This is a genomic window from Pseudoalteromonas sp. SS15 (assembly GCF_049257195.1).
In the GTDB taxonomy this organism is placed as follows: Bacteria; Pseudomonadota; Gammaproteobacteria; order Enterobacterales; family Alteromonadaceae; genus Pseudoalteromonas.
The window spans coordinates 66984-90556 of sequence record NZ_JBMMUD010000006.1; the positions used below are offsets into that span (position 1 = coordinate 66984).

The 23573-nt window shown below is 39.5% G+C and carries 21 protein-coding genes; 11 read left to right on the forward strand and 10 right to left on the reverse strand.

What is annotated here, in order from left to right:
- The first annotated feature begins 137 nt into the window (after positions 1-137).
- Both AAEU28_RS13470 and AAEU28_RS13475 read left to right on the forward strand, forming a co-directional pair.
- Positions 138-440 carry a DUF6482 family protein gene (locus AAEU28_RS13470; protein ID WP_421964600.1) on the forward strand — a complete coding sequence of 101 codons (303 nt, stop codon included), beginning with the start codon at positions 138-140 and terminating at the stop codon, positions 438-440.
- Between the two features lie 198 nt (positions 441-638).
- Positions 639-2819 (forward strand): fasciclin domain-containing protein, encoded by a 2181-nt coding sequence (locus AAEU28_RS13475; RefSeq protein ID WP_421964601.1) that lies wholly within the window; start codon positions 639-641, stop codon positions 2817-2819.
- A 138-nt stretch (positions 2820-2957) separates the two neighbouring features.
- Here the strand turns inward: AAEU28_RS13475 and AAEU28_RS13480 are convergent, their stop codons facing one another.
- The 4 genes from AAEU28_RS13480 to AAEU28_RS13495 all read right to left on the reverse strand — a co-directional run bounded on the left by AAEU28_RS13480 (position 2958) and on the right by AAEU28_RS13495 (position 8146).
- Positions 2958-4580 carry an ATP-binding protein gene (locus tag AAEU28_RS13480; protein ID WP_421964602.1) on the reverse strand — a complete coding sequence of 541 codons (1623 nt, stop codon included), beginning with the start codon at positions 4578-4580 and terminating at the stop codon, positions 2958-2960.
- Between the two features lie 2 nt (positions 4581-4582).
- Entirely contained in the window at positions 4583-5155 is a 573-nt protein-coding gene (locus AAEU28_RS13485; protein WP_421964603.1) for a carboxymuconolactone decarboxylase family protein, read from the reverse strand.
- A 165-nt stretch (positions 5156-5320) separates the two neighbouring features.
- Entirely contained in the window at positions 5321-6019 is a 699-nt protein-coding gene (locus tag AAEU28_RS13490) for a substrate-binding periplasmic protein (protein ID WP_421964604.1), read from the reverse strand.
- 102 nt (positions 6020-6121) lie between these two features.
- A complete protein-coding gene (locus tag AAEU28_RS13495) occupies positions 6122-8146 on the reverse strand; it encodes a winged helix-turn-helix domain-containing protein (RefSeq protein ID WP_421964605.1) in 2025 nt (674 codons plus the stop codon).
- 168 nt (positions 8147-8314) lie between these two features.
- Here AAEU28_RS13495 and AAEU28_RS13500 point away from each other — a divergent pair, with 168 nt between their 5' ends.
- Positions 8315-10579, forward strand: a complete 2265-nt coding sequence (locus AAEU28_RS13500) for a DUF5916 domain-containing protein (protein ID WP_421964606.1) — start codon at positions 8315-8317, stop codon at positions 10577-10579.
- 88 nt (positions 10580-10667) lie between these two features.
- Here AAEU28_RS13500 and AAEU28_RS13505 read toward each other — a convergent pair whose 3' ends face one another.
- From AAEU28_RS13505 to AAEU28_RS13520, 4 genes are all read right to left on the reverse strand, one after another.
- The gene (locus tag AAEU28_RS13505) at positions 10668-12020 is read right to left on the reverse strand and encodes a M24 family metallopeptidase (protein WP_421964607.1); all 1353 of its coding nucleotides are present in this window, start codon (positions 12018-12020) and stop codon (positions 10668-10670) included.
- A 261-nt stretch (positions 12021-12281) separates the two neighbouring features.
- Positions 12282-14123, reverse strand: coding sequence for a S41 family peptidase (locus AAEU28_RS13510; protein WP_421964608.1), 1842 nt, complete (start codon positions 14121-14123; stop codon positions 12282-12284).
- A gap of 58 nt (positions 14124-14181) precedes the next feature.
- Positions 14182-14658, reverse strand: a complete 477-nt coding sequence (locus AAEU28_RS13515) for a hypothetical protein (RefSeq protein ID WP_421964609.1) — start codon at positions 14656-14658, stop codon at positions 14182-14184.
- A 65-nt stretch (positions 14659-14723) separates the two neighbouring features.
- Positions 14724-14936 carry a hypothetical protein gene (locus AAEU28_RS13520; protein WP_421964610.1) on the reverse strand — a complete coding sequence of 71 codons (213 nt, stop codon included), beginning with the start codon at positions 14934-14936 and terminating at the stop codon, positions 14724-14726.
- A 120-nt stretch (positions 14937-15056) separates the two neighbouring features.
- Between AAEU28_RS13520 and AAEU28_RS13525 the strand changes: the two genes are divergently transcribed.
- The 8 genes from AAEU28_RS13525 to AAEU28_RS13560 all read left to right on the forward strand — a co-directional run bounded on the left by AAEU28_RS13525 (position 15057) and on the right by AAEU28_RS13560 (position 21203).
- A complete protein-coding gene (locus AAEU28_RS13525) occupies positions 15057-15581 on the forward strand; it encodes a TetR/AcrR family transcriptional regulator (RefSeq protein ID WP_421964611.1) in 525 nt (174 codons plus the stop codon).
- A gap of 225 nt (positions 15582-15806) precedes the next feature.
- Complete coding sequence (locus AAEU28_RS13530; RefSeq protein WP_421964612.1) at positions 15807-16592, forward strand: DUF3450 family protein; 786 nt, start codon at positions 15807-15809, stop codon at positions 16590-16592.
- Complete coding sequence (locus tag AAEU28_RS13535; RefSeq protein ID WP_421964613.1) at positions 16592-17878, forward strand: MotA/TolQ/ExbB proton channel family protein; 1287 nt, start codon at positions 16592-16594, stop codon at positions 17876-17878. Before AAEU28_RS13530 ends, AAEU28_RS13535 begins: the two co-directional genes overlap by 1 nt.
- Positions 17878-18285: a MotA/TolQ/ExbB proton channel family protein gene (locus AAEU28_RS13540; RefSeq protein WP_421964614.1), complete on the forward strand. Its 408-nt coding sequence runs from the start codon at positions 17878-17880 to the stop codon at positions 18283-18285. Before AAEU28_RS13535 ends, AAEU28_RS13540 begins: the two co-directional genes overlap by 1 nt.
- On the forward strand, positions 18273-18680 hold the full coding sequence (locus AAEU28_RS13545) for an ExbD/TolR family protein (RefSeq protein WP_421964615.1): 408 nt from the start codon (positions 18273-18275) through the stop codon (positions 18678-18680). The genes AAEU28_RS13540 and AAEU28_RS13545 overlap by 13 nt, the downstream gene beginning before the upstream one ends.
- A gap of 6 nt (positions 18681-18686) precedes the next feature.
- Positions 18687-19376, forward strand: coding sequence for a hypothetical protein (locus tag AAEU28_RS13550; protein WP_421964616.1), 690 nt, complete (start codon positions 18687-18689; stop codon positions 19374-19376).
- Entirely contained in the window at positions 19377-20753 is a 1377-nt protein-coding gene (locus AAEU28_RS13555; RefSeq protein WP_421964617.1) for a tetratricopeptide repeat protein, read from the forward strand. It abuts the gene before it with no gap.
- Between the two features lie 9 nt (positions 20754-20762).
- The gene (locus tag AAEU28_RS13560; protein ID WP_421964618.1) at positions 20763-21203 is read left to right on the forward strand and encodes a DUF2799 domain-containing protein; all 441 of its coding nucleotides are present in this window, start codon (positions 20763-20765) and stop codon (positions 21201-21203) included.
- Positions 21204-21313: 110 nt separating this feature from the next.
- Here the strand turns inward: AAEU28_RS13560 and AAEU28_RS13565 are convergent, their stop codons facing one another.
- Together AAEU28_RS13565 and AAEU28_RS13570 are read right to left on the reverse strand one after the other, a co-directional pair.
- The gene (locus AAEU28_RS13565) at positions 21314-21712 is read right to left on the reverse strand and encodes a hypothetical protein (RefSeq protein ID WP_421964619.1); all 399 of its coding nucleotides are present in this window, start codon (positions 21710-21712) and stop codon (positions 21314-21316) included.
- 152 nt (positions 21713-21864) lie between these two features.
- Positions 21865-23493 carry a methyl-accepting chemotaxis protein gene (locus AAEU28_RS13570; protein ID WP_421964620.1) on the reverse strand — a complete coding sequence of 543 codons (1629 nt, stop codon included), beginning with the start codon at positions 23491-23493 and terminating at the stop codon, positions 21865-21867.
- Positions 23494-23573 lie beyond the last annotated feature (80 nt).

Below are 23573 nucleotides of genomic sequence, written 5' to 3' on the forward strand. Positions count from 1 at the left end.
ACCAAAACAATAGACAAGTGCGCATATAAATACGTCAAAAAACAATTCTGTGCCTTTTAAGAATTAATAGTGAACTTTGTAGTTAATCTGAGCGTAATTATTCGTTGATTAGTATACAGGTCAAGCAAATCGAGGATGTGATTTTGAAGTTAAGTAAATTAGAGAAGTACTTCTATGTTGATAAAATTATTTACCATTCACTAGATTTAGCTTTATACAATGTCAGTGTCGTCATTGATGGAAAAGAGTTCATGGTGACTGACGAAAAAGGGCAGCGTTTGAAAAGTCATAACTTCGTTGCTTTACAAAAACAATTAAAAAATGTCAAAGCTGAATGTCAGGTTATGCGCCAATCTAGTGCCTACGATGAAATGGTTGGTGGACCGAGTAAAATTAACAATGAACTCGAAGTACCATTGGGTGATAACAAGCTTTACTAAATCTCTTAAAGCAGTCCTTTATTGAATTTGAAAAGTACAATACTTGCAGGTAATAGTGCTTATCTTCCTTTATTATTCTCTAAAAGTAGCAAATTACGCGCTTTATTTGTTTTTGTTAATTTTTTTAAAATTTTCTGATCGTTTAGAAACTACCCTCCGTAACTCTGTATGAACTTTAAACACAAGAGGAATGTAGAGGTGGTTAAATCAATCAAACTTGGAGCAGCATTGAGTCTTTCATTGTTGCTAGCAGGCTGTAATGACGATGACAATAAAATAGAAATACAGCCCCCAGTACCAGAGCCAAATACTGTTTATGACGTAGCCGCAGCTAGTGGTGATTTTAAAACATTGGTTTCATTGCTTGAAGCAACAAATTTAGACGACACATTAGACAATGCTGATAGTATGTTTACCGTGTTTGCACCGACTGATGCTGCTTTCGCTGCACTAGGTCAAGAAACGTTAGATGCATTAGCCCAAGACCCAGAAAAGTTGAGTAGCATTCTTACTTATCATGTTTTGGGAAGCAAAGTTGCAGCCGAAGCTGCGTTATCTTCAGCGGGTAACACGGTTGGAACAGTAAATGGCGCCAAGATAGCACTGTCACTTTCTGGTGATGACCTATTAATAAACACCAGCACAGTAACAGCGACGGATGTCATGGCCGATAACGGTGTCATACACGTGATTGATGCTGTGTTAATGCCACCGGCACCAACAGAGTCGAATGCAAATATTGTTGCAACAGCAAAAGCTGATGGCAACTTTAAAACATTAATCGCAGCTTTAGAGCGCACTGGCTTAGACAGCGTGTTATCTGACGACTCAGGGTCATTTACAGTATTTGCACCAACTGACGCGGCATTCTCAGCCATAGGTGACAAACTAATAAATACTTTACTGGCAAACCCTGATGTACTTTCAGATATTCTAAAACAGCATGTACTGCCAATTAATGCAGACTCAGTCACAGCCATGTCTCTAAACGGTAAATCGGTTAAGACGGTATTAGAAAATGAGTTAGGTATTTCCGTTAACACAGAAACTGATTCGTTAATGTTTGGCGGCGCTAAAATTGTCACTAAAGATATAGTGACAACAAACGGCACTATCCATGTCATCGACAGTGTGATTGTGGGAGACGTTACATTGCCACAGAGCTTTGGCACAATTGCAGATGTGGCTTCTGAAAATGGCAGTTTTGATACGCTAGTGTCTTTACTTGCCGCTACTGGGCTAGACAGTGAAGTGTCAGATCCAACCAAAACATTTACTGTTTTTGCCCCTACTGACGCTGCGTTCGCAGCATTAGGACAAGAGACATTAACCGCATTACAAGGCGACACTGAAACACTTAAAAACATTCTGCTTTACCATGTTATTGCAGAGCAAAAAGTCATGTCTGATGCTGCGATATCGGTGGCAAATAGTGAAGAAAGCTTAGTGAAAATGGGGAATGGCTCTAACGCTGCGCTATCAACAACGGGCTCTACTTTATTCATTAATGATTCTGCAATCTCCGCTGCAAACGTAATGGCTGATAACGGCGTTATTCACGTGCTAAATAAAGTGATCATGCCGCCAAAAGATATGGGAGAGCCTACCAAAAGCGTGGTTCAGACTGCTTCAGACACAGATAGTTTATCAACCCTTGTTACTGCATTGGGTGCCGCTGATTTAGTCGATGCCCTCAGCGACCCTGGCGCTAACTTTACCGTCTTTGCTCCTACGAATGCGGCATTTAAGAAAATCCCAACAGATACGCTTAATGCTCTGCTTGCAGATAAAGATGCCCTTGGTGCTGTGCTTAAACAGCATGTTTTAGCTTCTTCAGTTAACAGCTTAAATGCTTATGCCGCTAATGGGGTTGAGGTAGAAACCCTGCAAGGTAACAAGTTATCAGTGAACCTGGTTAATTTTGCTGGCGTATCTAATACAGATAGTGATGCGGTTACGTATAGCAAAGAAACAGGTACCTTAGTTTCAGGTGCAGGTTCTACAATGGCTGGTAAAACAATATATGTTTTCGACGGTGATTTAGAAAATGCGATGAGCCAATGCGTTGATACTTGTGCAACGAACTGGCCGCCGGTAACCGCAACTGCAGATGGCATTAAAAATATCCCGGGTTTATCGCTGGTTGAACGAGGTGACGGCTCAATGCAAGTCGCTTATTTAGGTCGTCCTCTATACACATTTATTCAAGATGAAGCGGCCGGAGATATGAAAGGTGATGCATTCAATAACGTATGGTGGGCAGTGAAATTGCCAACATCAGGCCTGCAAATTGAAGGTGCGAATGTGACAACCACAGATATTTACACTTCAAACGGCGTAGTACACCTGATTGATACTGTGATCACTGAAGTTAAATAAATTAATTTAATCTAAGCTTTAAAGCGCCTTGCATATGGAGCTATGGGGGCGCTTTTTTTATTCGTAAGAGGCTAGGAGTTTCATGACATAATTACTGATAGAACGAGTTAAATTACTGTCAGCTAAACAAGGGAAGGGCTATTTAACGGGGAATTTACTCAACACTCTAACCATTTCCTGCTCTGAAATAGGCTTTGCAATGAAGTCATCCATACCACTGGCAAAACACTTTTCTTTGTCTTCATCAAATGTGTTGGCTGTCATTGCAACTATGTTTGGTCGTTGATTTTTATATCTCGCTATAATTTCTTTCGTTGCATCATGGCCGTTCATTACAGGCATCTGTATATCCATAAAAATAAAGCTGTAATGCTTTTGCTCTAGCTTATCTAATGCGACCTGACCATTTTCTGCAATATCATATTTATAGCCAAGCTTTTCAAGTAATAGACCTGCAACCTTCTGATTAATTAAGTTATCTTCAACAATTAAGATAGTATGAGGCTGTAACTCTGAGGTCGATAAGGTGTAATGAGAGGCTTTTTCAGGCGATTGAGGAGGTTGTTCTTGAGCGACCTTTTTTAAAGGTAAGGTGACAATAAACTTAGTGCCTTTATCCAACTCGCTATGTACTTGAATTTTACCATTCATTGCTTTTGCTAATTTAGCAGAAATAGCAAGACCCAACCCTGTGCCGCCGTACTCTCTAGTTGTTGAGCCGTCGCCTTGAACAAAGGGTTCAAACAGCCAAGTCTGAGCATCTTTTGTCATGCCAATACCAGTATCTTCAACTGCAATTGTTAATTCATAGTCGTTCTTTTCTAGCGTTTTACCTGATAGAGTAATAGATACACTGCCGCTTTTGGTAAATTTAACTGCATTATTCAATAAGTTATGTAAGAGCTGCTTAATTCTCAACGCATCACCAATCAACTGTGTTGGTAACTGTACGTCTAATTGTTCAGTGAATGTGAGACCTTTTCGGTTAACCTCCGGCTTAATTTCAATAGTGATGCTTTCAATCAGTTTAGATAGTACAAATGGGCTGGAAATGAGTTTGATATTGTTTGTTTCTAGCTTGCTATATTCAAGGACGTCTGTAACGACACAGAGTAAATTTTCTGTGCTTTCATATATGGTGTTGAGCATCTCAAGTTGATGAGGCTCTAACTGCGTGTTTTGCAGTAATTGCACAAGATTCAAAATGCCGTTCATCGGTGTTTTTAGCTCATGTGACATATTAGCCAAGAACTCCGATTTAAGCTGATTTGAACGCAATAGCACCTGTGCTTCGTTTTTAAGCTTTAGTCTCTTATGTTCCTCAGCCTTTGTGATGAGTAAACGTTTGACTGCGGCACTAAACAGCTCAATGATAATAAGAGAGGAAGAGTTAAATGCTTGACCCTGCTGAAGAAATACCAAAGTATTTGATTTATTATGTTCGAGCGGGAGCACTTGATAAATAAGGTAGTATTGAACTTGGTTTATGAGCACAATAGTGTTGTTTTTAAGCTCTTTGATTGGAAGTAATTCTATGGTCTCTATTAGATGCTCGTCACCTTCCCCATACAGGCAATCTATGTGTTCTTCATTATCAATCATAAGACAATAATCAAAGTTTAATGTCCAAAGCAGTTTGTTTACAGCGTTGAGCAATATCTTTTGAGACGACAAGTCTGCATGCATGCTGTCATCGGCAAGATTACTAGTCAGTTCAATTAAAGAAGATAGTTGGTAAGAGTCAATTACACTGCCATTCATAATTACATTACAACGTTATCTTTAAGTAAGTTAGCGAACTCTTCGTCAACGACCAGCATCATGCCTTGAGCCAATGTGTTCGAGTAATTAACCACACTGGCGAGAGACATAAGTTCAAATACTTGGTTTTTAGTTAACCCACTGTCTAATAAACTTTTATGATCATGCTCAGTAACCATGGCGCTATTTGTTGCCATCTTAACGGCAAAATCTATCGATACCTTTACTCGTTTAGGGTTAAGCTCAGAAGATTTTTGTAAAACTTGGTTGATGGTTTCATCATCAATATTTAGATATCGACACATAGCACAATGAATAGACGTGCAGTAGGCACATTCACGTTCGTTAGAAATAGCGATAAATACCAGTTCTTTAAGTGCTCTAGGTAACTCTCCGGTGAGGAGTACGTTTTTGAATAGTGCCCAGGTGGTCTGAAGAATATGTGGATTGTAATTACCAAGCACCTTGAAGTAATCGACTAACCCTTCATTGCCTAAGTGTTCAAAAATATCGTCATAAATCGCTTTGACTTCATTATTTGAATCGGCATATTCCAACGTGTTGTAAATCCCCATGTCAAAATACTCCTTTTTGATACGATTATTTAAAATTAACACCTCATTTAAGAGTAGTTCTTTTTCATTATATAAAAAGTCTTTTATGCAAATTTTTGTTATTAAAAAGCAGAGGTTTGCTCTTAATTTCAGAATGTCTTGAAAGGTTAGTTTTATTGCTTTGGATCAGTTTTGTGCGGTTAATAAGATTTGCTCAAACACACCAGAGAAAGTTAAGTGATTGAACGCATGCTCAATCGCTTTGAGTTGATTATTAGAGACAGACTCTTTGCTGAAAGCGAAATATACAGGGGCTTGATTGACGATGATTGGGTGAACAAAGACATCTTTTGGGGTTAGCTCATGCCTAATTTCGTACTCGATGTTTAATTGCTCTTCTAAAAAGCCGAAGATTCTGTTCTTGATGAGCAGAGAAAGTTTCGTATCATTATTGGGAACTTTGAAAAAGTATCTGTCGGAAGGCGTAAGTGCTTTAGTGAATGCATTAAATGATTCACCATAATAAGCACCTTCTTGAATGCCAAGCGGAAGTGGTATTTTTAAAATGTCTTTAAATGAAGACACTACAATAGCAGGATTTGCTTTACTGACTATCTTTATTTTTTCAATGCGTTGAGGGCCGATAAAGTGCGCGAATTTAGTGCGTTCACTTGTTTTACTGACACTCAACATCACATCGAGTTTGCCCTCTTCTAGCATTTTTAAAGCTCGCCCCCAGGGAACGGGCACAAACCGATAACTGCAGCCCGCTTGGTTGAGCAAAGCTTTAGTCAGCTCGATGTCAATGCCTTGCCACTGCTGATTTTCATCACGATGTGATTGTGCAGCGTAGTCTTCAACGCGCACCACTAGTTTGCAACTCAAGGCATGGGTACTAAATAGAAATAATGCAAAAACGAATAGGTGTTTTAACATGGTTGATGCAGTTTGCTTAAGGCATCTTTTGAGTTTAGTTGAGTCGCGCCTTTATTGCTTTTTTATTGCGAATTTTTTAATGTCGCCTTCAATGCTTTCCATTTTAGCAATCAGTAAACTGCCATCAGGTTTAATATCATAATGCCAAATGAGAGACCCAGATTTCTTTAATTCAGGAGTACTTGGGTTTTGCATATCAAGTTGCCAAATGTAATCTTGTTTTGACCATTGGCTGAGCCAATACATTGATTGATTTTGAAACCTTACATCACGAAAATGATGAGCTTGTTGCTTAGACAGTGTCGTTAATATATCAATATTGTTTGAGTTATCTATAGTTGTCGTGGTCAGTAACTGTTGCGCTTTTAATATTAGCCATTGCTGCGTTTGATGATGGAAACCAACAAAATCGTTTTTAAGTTGTGTTTTGCCAATAACGCGACCTGTAAGATCATAAGTGTAAATATTTTCACCATCAGAACCCCAAACTTGTTCGTTGTTTATCCAGCCCGCATTTTTTAAGGTGAGGGGCAGGTTAGATGGAAATTGTTTTGTCGTACGGTTTCTATCATATAAAACAATATTGTTATCGCGGTTTGATAATAGCAAACTATTATCAGGCGACCAATTTAGAATACCAACGTATTCATGACCCTGATGAAATGAGAGCTGGCGGATCTTATCATCTGCATGTAAGTAAACCTCACATACACCAGTGCGACGAGACATAAATGCAGTTTCTCCAAGTAAGTTACTGACTGGCAGGTAATCAATACTTGAGCTTGAGAAAATCGGTAAATCATCATTATCTCTTATATTAACCTGCCAACTCTCAGCGGCCGCAAAGATATCACCATGTTTATCTATCGAAAGGGTAGAGAAGATCCCTTGAGTTGAGCGCATTACACTATACTGTTGCTGATCCCAGTGTGTCGCGATGAGGTTATGATACTTACTTTCATCATTAGTAATGATGGTCTGTTGTTTCGCATCAAAAATGGCTAGCCAAACTGGATAAGGCCAAGAGAGATGAATGTGACCGTCTAAAGTAATTAACTTTGAATGATAGTTAACTTGCTTGACGAGATAGAAGGTTTGGTTTTCCCATGCTTTGACTGCTTTTATTAGTTTTTCGCCTTTGTTGAGTGGCACGGGTATCTTCACAAATTGACGGGTGCTTAAACGATACAAAAAGCCTTCACTGTCATCCCAACGATGCACGACCAGAGTCAATTCGTCATCTGATTGCCAAATTGGGGCTTCAATACGGTCACATGAAATCGCTTCAGTTTCATGTAACTGTTTGCCATTACTGCTAATAATTTTTAAAACACACTTATCTTCAAGATACTGCCAAAATGCCACTAGGTCTTTTTGGGGATGCCAACTTGGGTGTGCGATCCGAGTGTTAAAGCTATGCTCATAGAGCTGATTGCCTAATTTATTCGCAATAACAAGCTGATTAAATTGGCTGACATAAGCAATTAAATCTTGTTCGAAGTGTGCAGCGATATCAAATTCTAACCCCAGCTCGTAGCTGATGTCTTCTACCTTATATTCTGGTGGTGTAAGTACTTGAGGTTTATGGTTAAAAAAAGCAATGGCGCTAAAGCAAGCAATAAAAACTAAGGTGAATAAAGTTAAGTAAAGAGGCTTTTTTATAAGTATGGCTAAATTCAAAAAAGCAGAATTGTTTGCAGGTTTTGCCAACTCAATGTCTGTGAGCCCTGGCAAAGTCTCAATAGCTAGCAACCTCACTTCTACAATGAACACATAGCCTTTTTTAGGTATAGTTTTTATATACTTAGGCGTTCTAGGGGTATCTTTTAATACCTTACGTAGCTTTGCCAATAACTGATAAAGGCTATTCGCTTCAACTATGGTGTCAGGCCAGAGTTCATTGTTTAAAAGCCCTTGCGATAAGGTTGTGCCTTGTTGTTTTATAAATAGTTCTAGTAGTCGGGCAACTTGCGGCTCTAACTTTTGTGTATGTTGGGTTTTATTACAGACCAATTCATCTGTTTCTGGATAAAACACCCAAGTGTCAAACTGATGTCCCTGTGACGAAGATGGCATAAAACGTTTACCGCAGTTGTTAAATTAGTCTCATAGGCGAACGTTATCTTTTATAAGATAAAAGTCAACGTTTATAAGGCTTTCATGAGTGTTATTCAGAAAAATTTCAGGTTTTTTTTGCACGAGTTTTGTTGCAATAAGCGCATCGAAATTTAGTTGGAAGTTATTATGAAAATTTCACGGGTAGCAAAAGCGATAGCCTTGACTACAATTACAATCGCGCCATCGGTTATGGCTCAGACAATCGTACTTGATGGCAAATTAGATGAGCCCCAATGGCAGCAAGCAACAGCATTTAATACTTTTTACAAAGTAGTGCCTGCCACACTCGAACAAACAAAAAAGCAAGTTAATGCCAAAGTCTACAGTGATGAAAAAGGCATTTACATTGGCATTATTAATTATCAAAGTGCTGAGACTCGCAAGAAGCAATTCAATATCAAAGATAACTTTATGCAAGGCGAGTTCAATCGCATTTATCTCGATTTTGGCGGTGATGGCAGTAGTGGCTATTTATTTGCAACAACCCTTGGTGGCGGTACGCAAGATGCGGTACTCACACCACAACTTACAACTGACTACGATTGGGATGGAGACTGGCAAAGCCAGTACTTTGAGCATGATGATTATTGGTCAAGCGAAGTATTTATTCCTTGGCACACTGTATCCTTCCATCATTCAGCGGATGAAAATGGACTGTCAGAGGTGGGAGTTTCTGTTCAACTTTATGATATTGCGAATAACTTTATTTACGCGAGTCAAAAACAAACCATTAGTAATAGTGACTTTTACCTAGCAATGCCGAAGGTATCTGCCGAGATCCCTAATCAGCAGCAACTGGCATTTATACCTTATATCACCCAGCAAAATGATTTATCAGACCGACAAGGTGACAAGGGCCAAACCGATGTGGGTTTTGATTTAATCTATAAGCCAGCTCACCATCAGAAATTGAGTGTGTCGGTTAACCCAGATTTCGGCCAAGTTGACAGTGATGACGTAAATATTAACTACAGTGCAGTTGAAACGCTGAGAACCGATAAACGCCCGTTTTTTACCCAAGATATCAGCGTTTTTAACGTCCAAGCAGAACAAAATACCAAGCTGATACATACTCGCCGAATTGGTGCGGGCAGTGATGATGGTCGTGAGCATATTACGCCAATAGATGCAGCCGTAAGATTTGTTCATCAAGGAGATCAATTACAGCTAGGAGCATTTGCTGTTGAAGAGTCGAATTTAGACTCTGACGCGGGTAAGTCATTTTACGCGGCAAGGGCGAAATATCGACAAAATAATTGGCAAACTGGTTTACTAACCACGCATGTTAAACGCCCATATCTTGATAGAAGTGCTAGTACATTAGCTTGGGATAGTCAGTATCAAAGTGCAACTTGGTCATTGCAGGGGTCATTATTACTGAGTCAAATTAATACAGATACTGAAATCAATACCACACAAACGGGTAACGGCCTCAGTTTAAATTTGGGCTATCAGTTTTCACCCAATACCAAAATTACCAATCGTTATTTAAAATTGAACGACCAGTTCGACAACCGTGATATGGGGTATTTAGTCAGAAACGACTGGCAATATGCTCAGTCTGAGTTTGAACATTCGGTGAATTATACGAACGATTGGGTCACACGTGTTAAACATGTGGTAAAACTCAGCCATGAAAGTAATAGCGCATCGCAAAATCTGCCCGCGACGCAAACTTACTCTAGTCAGTTAATGCTAACGACAGGGGCACAGTTTAATTTAACCTTTGATTACTTAACTCAGGGCAAGCAAGATAATTTAGGCTTCAATACTACCGCCTTTACTCAACCTTCGGCGCAAGGGATCAGGCTCTTTTACCAAAGCCCATATGTGGGAGATTTCAGTTGGGCGGCTAGCTTTGAATATGACAAAGAAGGGTTCGATTCAACGTCAACCCAATATGCGGTTGACTTGACTTGGATGCCACATGCTAATTGGAGCATAAATTGGAATAACTATTTAAGAACCGGTGAAGGCTGGCTGGTGGCCAATCAGCAAAATGTGATCAGTGAATACGACAGAGACTATTTTGCCTCAAATATTATCGTAAATGGCCTGCTAACTGAGAAGTTAGAGTGGTCTAGTTCAATACAAGTCGCATTTTTAGATGCCAAAACTCAGCAAGCTTTTGCCGTACAAGAGCAAGGCGAGCTGCTCAAGCAAGATCTTGACACCAGCTTTGAAGATAACCGCTTAACTGCCCAGTTTAAATTGCGTTATCGTATGGGGCCATTTTCAGATGTGTTTTTTGTTTACCGCAGAGGCAGCGTCGATAGCGCCAGTCATGACCGTGATTCAATTGGTCAAAACAGTTATGGCAATCGCACAAGCACGCTTTGGACAAGCCCCATTGAAGACAGTGTAACGTTTAAAGTTCGATACTTATTCTGAATTAAATTTTAATTAGCTAACACAACCAGGGGGCAGGATGCCCCCTATTTGATTAAGTTGATTAAAATCAAATGGTTAGGGTTTGCAGTTACCTAATCAAATGCCATTTAGTTTGGCGACCTGCTAAGTACCAGACTGATTTACCATCAAATACCGCATCTTGTTCCAGCTTGATTTGGATCCATTGGTTATCCCATTCAGGTAGCTGTACTTTCACATTACCTTCAATGGCATACACAGTATTTGGATACAATTTCCAATCACCTTGAACTGGGGTCGGGCCTTGATTATCCCACATGCCAATGGTTGGGCCTGGTGCGTGACCAACAAAGCCCAGCGGGTGAGTGTAAGTACTGCTGATGATATTCTCAGCTTCACTTTGCTTAATGGTGTTGGCTAAGATCTGATTACCCGTTAAACCTGTTTTGAAATTACGGGTGAGAATATCTTGCCAATGATTGCCCAATTTCAGGGCTGATTTTAAGCCTTCTGGCACATCGGTTTCATTTAATTTTAAGACGTAGCCCATCTCTTGCGTGTCGGTACATTGATTTAGATAGCAAATACCTACATCGGTGTGAATGATATCGCCTGGTAAGATTACACGGTTATATTCGCCTAAAAACGGGGCGTCTTTGTTAACTTTATCGCCTTGGCGTTGAATATTCACATAAGGTTGGAACCACGGTCTGAGCTGCAATGCTTCAAAGCGCTCTCGCAAATACCAAGCGACATCATCGGTGGTCGTCACCCCAGGCGTAATGACTTTATTAGAAAAAGCTTCTGCAATAACGCCGCGAGCCAGAGTGACTGCAGTAGGGTAAACTTGAAGTTCTTTTTCGCTGCGTGTCTCAAGCCAACGGATCACTAAGTCCTCTGCACTGACTAAACGCTTTTGGTACTTTTTAGGTAAATTATCAAGTAGTTTATTATATAACCCAACGCTTAAGCCGTCAGCGAGCGCCCAATCTTCACTGATATTAATACCGATACGCTTTGGATCTCGCTCAGCAATGACCTCAGCTAAACGTTGCCATTGTTGTTCTTTGCTACCGCCTTCCCAGACTGTTGGATATAAATCGCCGATTGGATAACGGCTAACACTGAAGCGCTCGACACTGCCATCTGGTTGTTTTGAAAAAACGAGCAGTGTGGTGCGTCGGGCGGCAAAAGTGGGTTGTGGAACCAAGGTATAAAATAATTTGTCTTCACCGTATTCGCGATTGATCACCAGCCACATATCAAGATCAGCTTCTTGCATTAGCTTTGGCAGCAAATTTTCGAGTCTGTCTGTTACCATTTCATTGATTGGTGCGACACGCTCTTTGAAAGACAATACGTCGGGTAAGGTGTCTATTTCGCGCCCTTGAGCGGCTTCTGTTGCTGCTAATTGAGCACTCACTCCCGAAAGAGCGAGCATTAAAGCAAGTTTTTTAAACATACTGACGGCTTCTTCTAAAACTGAATATCTCATTTGATAGTATGTAAGGTGAAATTTAGCTGCAAGTAAGTTTCGGTAGGAGGCTTGTTTTAAGCGTTTATTAAACAGGAACGTGCAGACCAGCATTTTTAATGTAGTTCAGCATTTTAAACGAGTAAAACTGGTCAACATGAGTCAAAAATCTTGCTGTAACTTTTATAGATTTACAAGCTTAACGAGGCTTAACTGAGCGTCAATCAAGCCTCAAAATGAACAATGTTTTTAGTTTGCAAGTTGCTGCTGTAAATAATCAATGGCAGCATTCACTTGGTTATCGACCTGATTTAATACACTGTCGATGCTTCTTGGGACGTTAATATCGGGCTCTATTCCTTGGTTAATTAAAGGCGTACCATCACGGCGATTTGCTTCCATATTGGTGTACACAAAGTAAGTACCGCTGTCTTGCTCGGCTCCCTCAAAGATATTCATTCTTAAAATATTGCCATTAATTCCTGAAGTTGTTTCACCTAAAATGGGCAAACCACCATTTTGAACAAAGATAAAACTGTGTTCGTTTTGACTGATACTATGCCTCGATGAAAGCACAACAGTAGGTACATTAAAGGCATTTTCTGAACGGTAAATCCGTTGCGTGATCACCTGTTTTTTAGTGTCTCGTTGATTTGGACTGCCTTGCCAGTGATAAGCGATGGTGTCATTAGTCGCATCGTTTTTAATTAATAGTGCTAACACGCCCTGCCAACCCCGCCAGCTAGTAGGGTATCTTCTCATATCTAATATTACTGCTTTGGCTTCACTCAGTTCATTACGTAATTCAGTAATATCAGCTTCTTGAACGTTATAGACATTGATTTTTAAAATGTTGTCGTCAACATATTCAAAAATATGGTCACTCTTAGGTACATAGGGCATCCCAACAAATGGCTCGCGCTTGTTTAAGTCTTTGGGGAACACTTCAATGCTATGTATATCATTGTTCGGTTTACGAATTTCATATTTCACAGGGTTAAAGTGCTTGGCATAAACATCAAACCTCGCACTGAGGTTTTTTCTGTGCAATGTATTCTTTAATGAATAAATCGATTTGTTGTCTAAGTAATTGTTTATTTCTATGCCATCGACTGAAACCACCTCATCACCTACTTCTATACCGTTTGGGTGAGCTGAATCTAACTGGGTAACAATGGCTTTTTCTTCTACTAGTTCGTAGGTAAACGGGATGTAACTTTTGAATTTATATTCTTCAGGTGTTGGGAAAACAATAGAAATATGATTATCGTTTAACTTTGAAAACTCAGCAAACATGCTTTTTTGCTTTCTTAGTACATCATCGTCAGTGCAGGCAGTTAAAAGGGGCGTTAAACTTTGTGCCCAGTCAACGTCAATTTGCTGAAAGTAAGGCCAAAAATGTGCAATGCTTGCCCACATTTCAGAGACTGTGGTCATACATATTTCAGGTTGTTCAAAGTCATTGTCTATTTGCCATTTACCTGGCTCTTGATAGGTATAACCTTGTAATTGCTTATCCGTAGGTAAATATAAAGGTAAGTATAATGTTTGTGCTCCATAGTTGAGTTCTGCAAACTGTTCGCTCGCACTGTATTCATCATTTTTTAAGGAGGAGAAATCATCAGTTAACAAAGCTCGAGTGTAGACACTTTGATTTATTGGTGCATTTTGTTTCCAAGTAGAAACGGTGGTCTGATCATTGATTTCAGGTAATAGTGCTCTATTAAAAGCGATATAAGGCGCGATTTGGCGAAGCCGTTCGATACCTAGGTCTGTTCTTTGTGCTGGATCCGTCTGACTTAAATCGACCAAACTTTCCGCGATAAACAACGACCAATTTGAATCACGATTCTCGGTTGACGGGTAAAAATACTTCACTGAATAGGCGACCTTCACAAAGTCTTCTATGTCAGATATTAATTGCTGGTCAAAATCTATTGCGGGCTTTGCCTGTGGCGAGCTTGGAAAAGGTGATACCGCTTTGAGTTTGTCTGATTCTTGTTCATCTTTTTCTTGTGCGTTTTGTGTTTCACTCCCACCACAGCCAAATAACACAGAACTACAAATTAGGCTTAATACAGTTCTTTTCATGATAATTCCCTTTACTTTTTAGGTACAAGCTAGTGCTTTTTTTGTACAAAGTAAATATTTAGAGCGTATTAATATGCCTTACCGAATTTTGTCTTTCTGTACTTTCTTGGCTTACTAAGCGATAGCCTGTAATACAAAATGTGCCCGCTAAAAACCATAGAAAACCAGCAATAATAGAAAATGTTGTCACTTGTTCAGGAAAGAGCACGCTCAAAGGCAAGGTGGCGACCCCTCTAAATATACAAATCACAGAGATCGTAATGATGGCTGGTTTTAACATTGGCACTTTTCTGATCACCCCTGCGCCAGACAAACAAAAAATGGCGGTTGCAACAAACAGCAGTGATACCAAAGTTGTTTCTAAGGCTGCACGCCAAGGTGCAGATTGAGAGAGTTCAATGAGAGCTTCAGGCGCCATTTGTGCACGATAACACTCTGGGCCTAACACAATACAAGACATATGAGACAAGGCTGTGAAAAGGGCAAGTGCTGCGACGCTTACTAGCATAAATGACCCTGATGAGGTGATTTTCATTTTATTACGGTTCCTTTGATAACAGAAAATAATGAAGACATGGGTTAAATGTTAGCGTCTCAATGTTATGACACTTCAGCACTCTCTGGTGCCTTCGTTTTAGTTTTAAAAGTTTCAATCAAAGGCTCGACCCCATCCTCTTTACCTAAAATCAGTAGCAGTAACAACAGGCCCCCAGGTAACAAAATAAGCTTCAGGATTGGTCCTAGTACATAACTATAAAAGCCAATGAAAGGCAAAAAAATACAGGCACCAATAATGCGAAAAAATAAGTCCATTGAAATCTCCAAATTAAAAATGAGCGCGCTCATAATAATATTGAGCGCGCTCATTTTTCAATAAGAACTTGGCATTTTTTTTTAAACTTGTTTTAATGTCGCGTGATTTTAGGAGGTAGGGTGTCAAAACGAGAGCAAACAAGATCGCGGATCTTATCGGCTGCATGGCAGCTTTTCACTGAAAATGGTTATGAAAAAACCAGTACTAGAGATATTTCTTCAGCGGCAGGCGTTGCGACGGGTACCGTTTTTAGTCACTTCCCAAATAAACTAGATTTACTCAAATCAGGTCTAGAAACCCAATTAAATAACTTATTAACTGAAACTGCTAAGTCAGACACTTCAACAACACCCATTGATAGGCTGCTGCATTTTGCCTCAGCACTGTATCCGTTTTACTTGTCTCAACGAGAGTTTAGTAAAGTCTTATTCAAAGAGATTTTATGGCAAAGTCAGTCACTTGACCCACAGTTGAATGCCTTTAAAGACCAATTGGTGTTTGGGGATGAACAAAAATTACTCTATGCCGATGTGTTAATGGACGTGTATTTTATGACCTTGCTGGTCGGGTTAAATGATGACACTGAGAATGAGGCCTCACTTATTGCAAAGCTTAAAGAAAAACTGAGTTTAATTGGGGTTTAATAAGAGCGCGTTTTCTTTGCCTGTAATATTATTCTCTATCTATTCACAACAGTGAGCCTAGTAAGTAGCTAGGCGTACAATATGACCGCTTGTAAATAATAGTCTTTTGTTAACCTTAAGTGTAACTTGATGTTTTTTCATTATCATTTTGTTGATAATTGTAATCTTCCATGCCATGTTGTACCTGTATTGACTTTTATTTGCACTAAATGAAATGGAGTTTCGATGAAGTTTTTTTTGCTAATGACAGCGCTATCTTTACCTCTGATAAGTATAGCTTCTCAATCTGATTACGAAATAATGCAGCAATGGCTGGAGTTAGAAAGTCAGCGAGGGAAATTAGAAACCACTTGGCAGGCAAATAAGCAATCCCTAGAAAACCAACTCGCATTACTAGAACAAGAGAAGCAAGCGCTTCAAGCCTTGTTAGGTAAAGCGAAAGACGCACAATCAGAGGTTGATAACAAACGCTTAGCACTTACTGAGCAGCAAGTGCAGTATGAACGCAACCAAACCCTTGTAGAAAATGAATTGAGTAAAGGTGAGAGTTTTGTCGCCCGAGTTCTTCCTATGCTCCCCCCACCTTTACAATCAGAATTACAAAGCAAAGCTGAGAAACTTACGCAAAGTACGCTTAACCTTAGTGAGAAATTAGAGCTTTATTTGAGTTTATACAAAGCAACTGATGAGTTTAATAATCGTGTTGCGTTAAATACTAGCAACATGTTGGTACCAATCAACGGCAAGCAAACTGAGTTGTTAGTAAGTCAAATTTATCTCGGTCTTTCTCAAGCTTGGTATTTATCTGCAGATGGCGCATCTTATGGTTTTGGCAGAATAGAGCAGTCTGGCTGGCAGTGGTATCACGGTGAAGATGTATCGAGCGTTTTGCCATCAGTAAATTTACCAGAACAAATAAACAAAATTAGAAATATCCTAGAAAAGCCCACAACAGCAGAGTTTGTGTCATTGCCCTTGGCGTTGCCTAGCTTGAACAAGGAGTTATTGTAATGCGTAAAATTGTTTTACTTTTAGCATGTTTGCTGAGCTTTAATACTGTTGCGAATACTTCTGAATTACTTCAAAGAGTAACTGAATCCAAGCTTGCTTTATCAGAATTACAAAGCAGCATTAATAATCAATCTTTGCATTATCAAACTAAACTTGAACAGTCTTTGAAAGAAGTCGAGGCATTACGAGCACAAGCTGAGTCTATTCAACGCGCATCGGATGAAAAAGTCATTAGTTATGAGCAGTTATCAGAGCGTGTAAGAGCATGGCGAGAGCAAGATAACTATCAAAAGATGATAGTGCAGAGCTTTTTTGAACAGCAAAATTTAGCTTTGTCAGCATACAAAAATGCCAATGGCGATTTTACCTTATCACCGAGTGTGTTTAACACCTTACAGCACGAGCTCATTAATAAATTGTCTCCGAATTGGCAAGAGAAGCCTGTCGTCAATGATAAAGGTGAAGTTGTTGATTTCAGAGTATTAAACTTGGGCCCTTTGGCGCTAGCATATAATTCAGAGCTGGCACAAGGTGGACTTTTAACAAATCAGATAAACCAAACATTGCCAAATATTATTCCAAATATTTATAGCGCATCACACATAGAGCACCTGGCTAGGTTTGCTGATACAGGGTCTGGTTTTGTCACATTTGATCCAACCTTAGGCAATGCTGAAAAACTGCTTCATAAACAAGACAGTGTTATTTCACATATTCAAAAAGGCGGTGTGTGGGCACTACCCATTCTATTTTTTGGACTGATTTCGTTGCTAGCAACTTTAATTAAAGGCTATCAGCTTCTTCGCATACCAAAACCAAGTCATGATTTTATAGAGAAAGTAAAGCAGACCGATGTAAATAATTTCGCAATGAGTGTTCAATTCAAGGGGGCTGAGAAAGACTTAGTCGATATTGCTGTTAATAATCCTGTGTCTGAATATAGAGATGACCAATTAGTCGCTTTTTTAATGCAGTATCGTTACCGCGTAGAAAATTACTTAGGTGTGGTTGCTACTTCGGCTGCAATAGCGCCTCTTTTAGGTTTACTAGGAACAGTTTCAGGTATGATCAATACATTTATGATGATGAATACTTTTGGCACGGGTGACGCAGCGACTGTGTCTGGTGGTATATCTGAAGCGTTAGTAACGACAGAGTTGGGCCTGATTGTGGCGATCCCATCTTTGATAATGAGTGCACTACTAAACCGTAAAGCCAAGAGCTTAAACGCTAAGTTAGAAGCAAATGCAATTAAGTTAAGTAAGCTTGAACTGCAGAGCCAATAATGAGTGAATTTTCGCTTTATTTAAATTTACTTAATCACGGGGTTGTTTGGGCGCTGGGAGCCGTGGCTATGTTCTGCTATAGCAAGCAGTTGCAATTTTTATGTTTTGCCAACAAATCAGAGACTTGGTTTAGCAAAGGCAATTACTGGCTGAGTGCACTCAAAACCTTGCTAGCAAGTCTGCCTTTGCTTGGGCTGCTAGGCACGATTAGCGGTTTGCTTGGAACATTTGATCATATGTCTGTGCATAACGGTTTAGATATGCAAGAGATGGTTAGCGGTGGCATTGCATCGGCGATGTTTACCACACAACTAGGCTTGGTGTTAGTGGTACCAGGATTACTTCTTCAAGCGCTATTAGAAAGAACTTTAAAAAGTTGGCAAGTGGAGGCCAGATGCGTTCAATAATTGAAAACAAGATCGCAGAATCCAAAGGACAAGAAATTGATTTAGCACCTTTACTAGATGTGGTGTTTATATTACTTATTTTCTTTATAGTGACCACAGTGTTTGTCAAAGAGACGGGCGTCGAAGTTGACAAACCTACTGCGGTATCAAGTCAAAATTTACAAAAATCGGTACTCATGATTGCCATCACATCAACTGGCGAAGTGATGTATGGAGGCACAAACATCGGTGTACAAGGTATAAGAGCGACTTTGATGCAGGCGGTAAAATCTGAACAGCGGCCTTTGGTGATCCAAGCTGATAAACAAGTCAAAACCGAATTATTAGTAAAAGTAATAGATCAAGCTAAGTTGGCGGGGCTGAGTGATATTAGCCTCGCGACTATGAAGGACTAGAGCGCTATGTTGACAGTTAAAAGGACAATTAACTTCTCGTTTAAAGATGGCATTGTAATGTTATTGCCTTGGATATTGAGTGCGCTACTCGTTTTACTTCTAACCTATAGTTTATTTGCAATAAAACAAACACCGACCCCTCCCGAAAAAGATGTTGTTATTCGTAAAGTAGATGTGGCTATACCCGCTCCACCTCCGCCGCCACCCAAGATGCAAACCAAGTCTTCAGATCAACCCCCTTCACCTGTGAGTATTGATTTGGTTAGTTTAGGCGGTGGGCCGACCTTGAATTATTCAGATAAACCACAAATGGCAATGCCTGAAGTTGAACGCCTCGAAAAGCCTGATTTTGCGATGGATTCACTTAAAATCCAACAGCGAATGACGTTTGATATGCCATTGTTGGCTGTTGAGAGCTTGGACCAAATACCTAAGGTGGTGTCTCAAGAGTATTTTCCGCCACCTCACTCAATCAGAAAGCAGGGGTTAAAGCGTGTTTCAACATTGGTTGAGTTAATCATCAACACGCAAGGTAAACCTTTTATCAAGAAAATAGTCGATCCAGTTCACCCTGATATGGTGCCAGCCATTAGAAAATGGGTAGAAAAGGCCAAGTTCACAATTCCTAAAAAAGATGGTAGAGCCGTGCAGGCTATTTACTTATATGGCATTCATTTTAACTATGGTAGGTCTTAAATGAAGGTATCTCATTTCATTAGCTTTATTATCGCAGGCTGTTTCGTTGTCAGCATTTCAAGTAATGCGCAACAGACGACCAATTTTAAGTTAGAGGTCGAGCAGCCCACGTTCATCATTCCTCAGTTTTCGGGTCCTTACAGAGAGCGTGAAGCGCCTATTGCCCCAGAAGAGTATGAAATGGCAGAGAGGTTAAGAGGCCTTCTAGATACGGGGGATAAACAACTTGTATTAAAAGAATTAGAAACTTTTTATGAAATTGAGCTCAGTATTGCCATGATGATGCTCAAGGCTCAGGTATATTTTGCTGTCGAAGAATATGATAAGGCAGAGCAAACTTATTTAGCGTCGCTTTCTAGAAGCCCTCAACTGGTGCGTGCCCATGTTGATTTAGGGCAGTTATATATGTTGCAAAATAAAATGGAAAAAGCGCGAGATTATTTTGCCAGAGCCATAGAGTTAGGGGCTAAAGAGGCAGAAGTATATGGGCAATTGGGATATTTAAATTTAACCCAGCATGGTCCTTTTTCAGCCATAACAGCCTACCAACAGGCACTTGCTATTGAGCCTGAAAATAAGCAATGGCAACAAGGTTTATTTATATCACTCACTCAAGCAAAAATGTTTGAAGCCGCACAAGCTTTGTTATCAGACCTAATTGCCAAAGAACCAAACAATAGTCAATTTTGGTTAGATCAAGCTGTTTTGCAGCTTGAGCAGTCGAGAAATACAGAAGCCCTAGCATCATTAGAAATGGCCATTTTGTTAGGCGATAAACGGGTTAATAATTTAAAAACTGCTGCGCAACTTCATCTACAACAAGATAGTTTTAAAAGAGCTGTAGAGTTGATCAAGGCCCATATAAATACAGAAGAGTTAGATTTAACGAGCTTGCGTGCTTACTTGTCTTGGTTAAGTCAACGTGAAATGTGGCGTGACCTGGAAGGCGTGTTAGCAGAGTTGATGAAAACAGCTGAGCAATACGATGATGCTAAACAGTCAGTGATTTATTTACATACCGCTGAATTAAAACGTAATCAAAAGCAACCAAAATCAGCCAAACTTAATTATGAAAGTGCTGTAAATAAAGACCCCAACAATGGTTTTGCTTTATTGTCATATGCAAACTTCTTAGTGACCGAAAAGTCATTCATTGAAGCTGAAACGCTCTTTTTAAGGGCTGAAGCGTTAGAGTCGACACAGCGTCATGCCATGTTGGGGCGTGCTCAAATGTATGTCGATATTCAAAATTATGAAGCTGCACTGTCAGTGCTTCAAAGTGTGGTCAGCCGTTTTCCTAATACAAAAGGAATTGAAGACCAGATTGAAATTCTCAGAAAAGTTATTTTAGTCAATAAACAAAAGATGGAAGTGTAAGGTGAAACTATGAAGAAAATAATCGCACTCGGTTTTACGTCGATGATGCTTGTTGGTTGTAATGCCACAACGACTACCAGCCTCGATTGCAATCCTGCTCAAGGGTGGGCTGCTTTAGGGCAGTCAGTTGGTCAAGAAGGTAAATCAGTTCGCAACTTTGATATGTATAAAAATAGCTGTAGTAATCTAAGTAATTCGGCGCAATCTGAATTTGTTGCAGGTTACACTGCGGGTATCAGAAGCTTCTGTAATTATGACAATGGAGTGAAAGTTGCCTCCGAGGGGTTACCAAATAACAATGCATGTCCACTGGAAATGAGAGAAAGCTTCAACAAAGGCTATGCAAATGGTCAAGCTGTAAGAGAAGAAAACCTGAGAAAATTGCGTCGTACTCAACAGGCTAGAGACGAAATTCAAACAGCCTCTGAATATAAAGGCATTGGTGGATAAAGATAATTGTTAATTAAAACCACTCATGTTCTAAGTTAATAGCTAATCGAAAAACCTATGATGGTTTTGTAGCTTCGATTAGCCTATTTCATTAATTTATAAATAGAATTTTAAATTTTAAAAAATTGCACTGATTGATAACCACTGTTGGTGATGTGTATTTCTAGCGGCTCATTATTTAAAACTGATTGCTTGATGCCCAAGCTCAGTGTTTGCAGGTCTTTTAATACTTCCGGTGCAACGTCACCACCTTGATAAACGGGAAACTTAGCAACCCACACTCCAGCTTTGTTTTTCTTCAAAAGCAACACTTCACCTTGTAAACCGTCATAGACTTTTTGATCAATCAAATATTGGTGAACTTGCTCTGCTATAGACTTGTCTACACTCGAAGTTTCATATACAAAAGAGGCATCGCCATGTTGTAAATTACTAAAATTATTACTTAAAACTATCGCACCAACTACAAATACGATAACTGAAACAAACACAAGAATGGCTTTAATCACGTTATTTACCCAATAAGATTCTGATAATTATCTATTTTAAATGATTGCCAAATATTGGCTATAAATTGGAGACTAACCGACTATTTTCAATGCTGAATGAACAGCAATGAAAATAGCCGCTTGTAAGCCAAGCACTTAAAAAAGACCAATGTCTAAACCTTAAATTTACTGATGTCTTTTTCTAATTCATTTGAGATGTCTTTTAGGTTTTGACTGGTTTGTGCATTTTCAGAGGCACTATTCGCCACGCTCTTGATACTGGTTGTGATTTGATTAATGTTTTCGGCGACTTCATTCGCAACGGTCGTTTGCTCCTCGGTAGAAGTCGATATAATAATATTTAGATCTGCAATCTCAGAAATTGCTGAAGTTATTTTTTGTATTGAATCAGCAGAGCCTGCAGCGATAGAGACGCTCTTTTCTGTTTGATCAGCTGCTTGCTCCATACTATCTACGGTACGCTTTGAGGCATCTTGCAGTGATACAATCATTTCGCTGATTTGCTCAGTCGCTTTTTGCGTATTGTGGGCTAACTGCCTTACCTCATCTGCTACAACGGCAAAGCCACGGCCTGACTCTCCCGCTCGGGCTGCTTCAATTGCAGCGTTTAAAGCAAGTAAGTTTGTTTGCTCGGCAACACTTTGAATGATCTGTACGACGCTATTAATTTCGTTAGTTTTATCACTTAATAAGTCTATATCGCTTTTAGTTTGGTTAAGCAATTCATGTAATTGATTAATGGCTTGGATATTATCCTGAACACTCTGCAATCCTGCTTGAGCGAGGGAGTCGGATTCATTGGCTTTGTGTGATGTGGTTACTGCTGTATCTGCAACGCCCTTAATCGCAGCACTCATTTGAGTAATGGCCGTTGCTAACAGGGTTGTCTGCTGCTCTTGTTGCTCAGTACTGTTGGCAATCGATAGGCTATTGTCAGATAGGCCCTCAGTTTGCGAACGCAAATTAATCACAAGATCCAGCAATTCAGTAATTAACGCATTAAAATGAGCAAGCATGGTGTTTACACTCGATGCAGTTTGAGCAAACTCATCATCACCATTTTCATCTACACGCAGAGTTAAGTCAGTGTTGTTAGCAATGTTTGCCATAATTTGATTTATGTTATTGAGTGGCATTGTAATCGAGCGATTTATTGCAATCGCTAAGAAAATAACAATCGCAAAAAGAATGATACATACAGTGACTAATATCATTTTTTCTTTTTGATAGTCTGCTGCAGCTTGGTCAGCAAATTGTTGCGAGGTATCAAGTTGAAGATCAATCAGCGCATTTAAGCTTGAACTAAAGGGATCAAATGTAGCGTAAAGCACTTTAACAAATTGTGAGGGAGATTCTGTTAAATCATTGTCAGACCTTAGTAAGGCCTTATACTCTTCTACTTTCGTTTTTACATTATCAAATAATGCTTCACTATTTCTTATTAGCCTTGATTCTTCAGGTGTAAGCTCTGTTTTAAGATAAGCTGTCCATTGGGAAGAGGCTAAGTTCTCTGCATCGCTTATAGCATTAAGTAGTTCGGCTTTAGACATTAAACCTGCATTATATTTATGTAAGTTATCAACAATACTCACTGCATAATTATCAGACACAACTTTAATTTGCTTGAGCGGCACCACTCTGTCGTTATTAATACTTTGAATGCCAGCAACTAAGTTACCTGTAAGCACTAGCGTTACAACAGCAAGTAGGAGGAAGGCGATACAAGGAAGCGCAACAAGTAAAACTAGTCTTGCTTTGACGGAAAGTTGGTTTAAGAACATCTTTTTACATCCTAACTTACTTATCTTGTAAGTATTAATCAATTTTAAAAAATTACTATGTAAAACCTAGGGTAAATAAT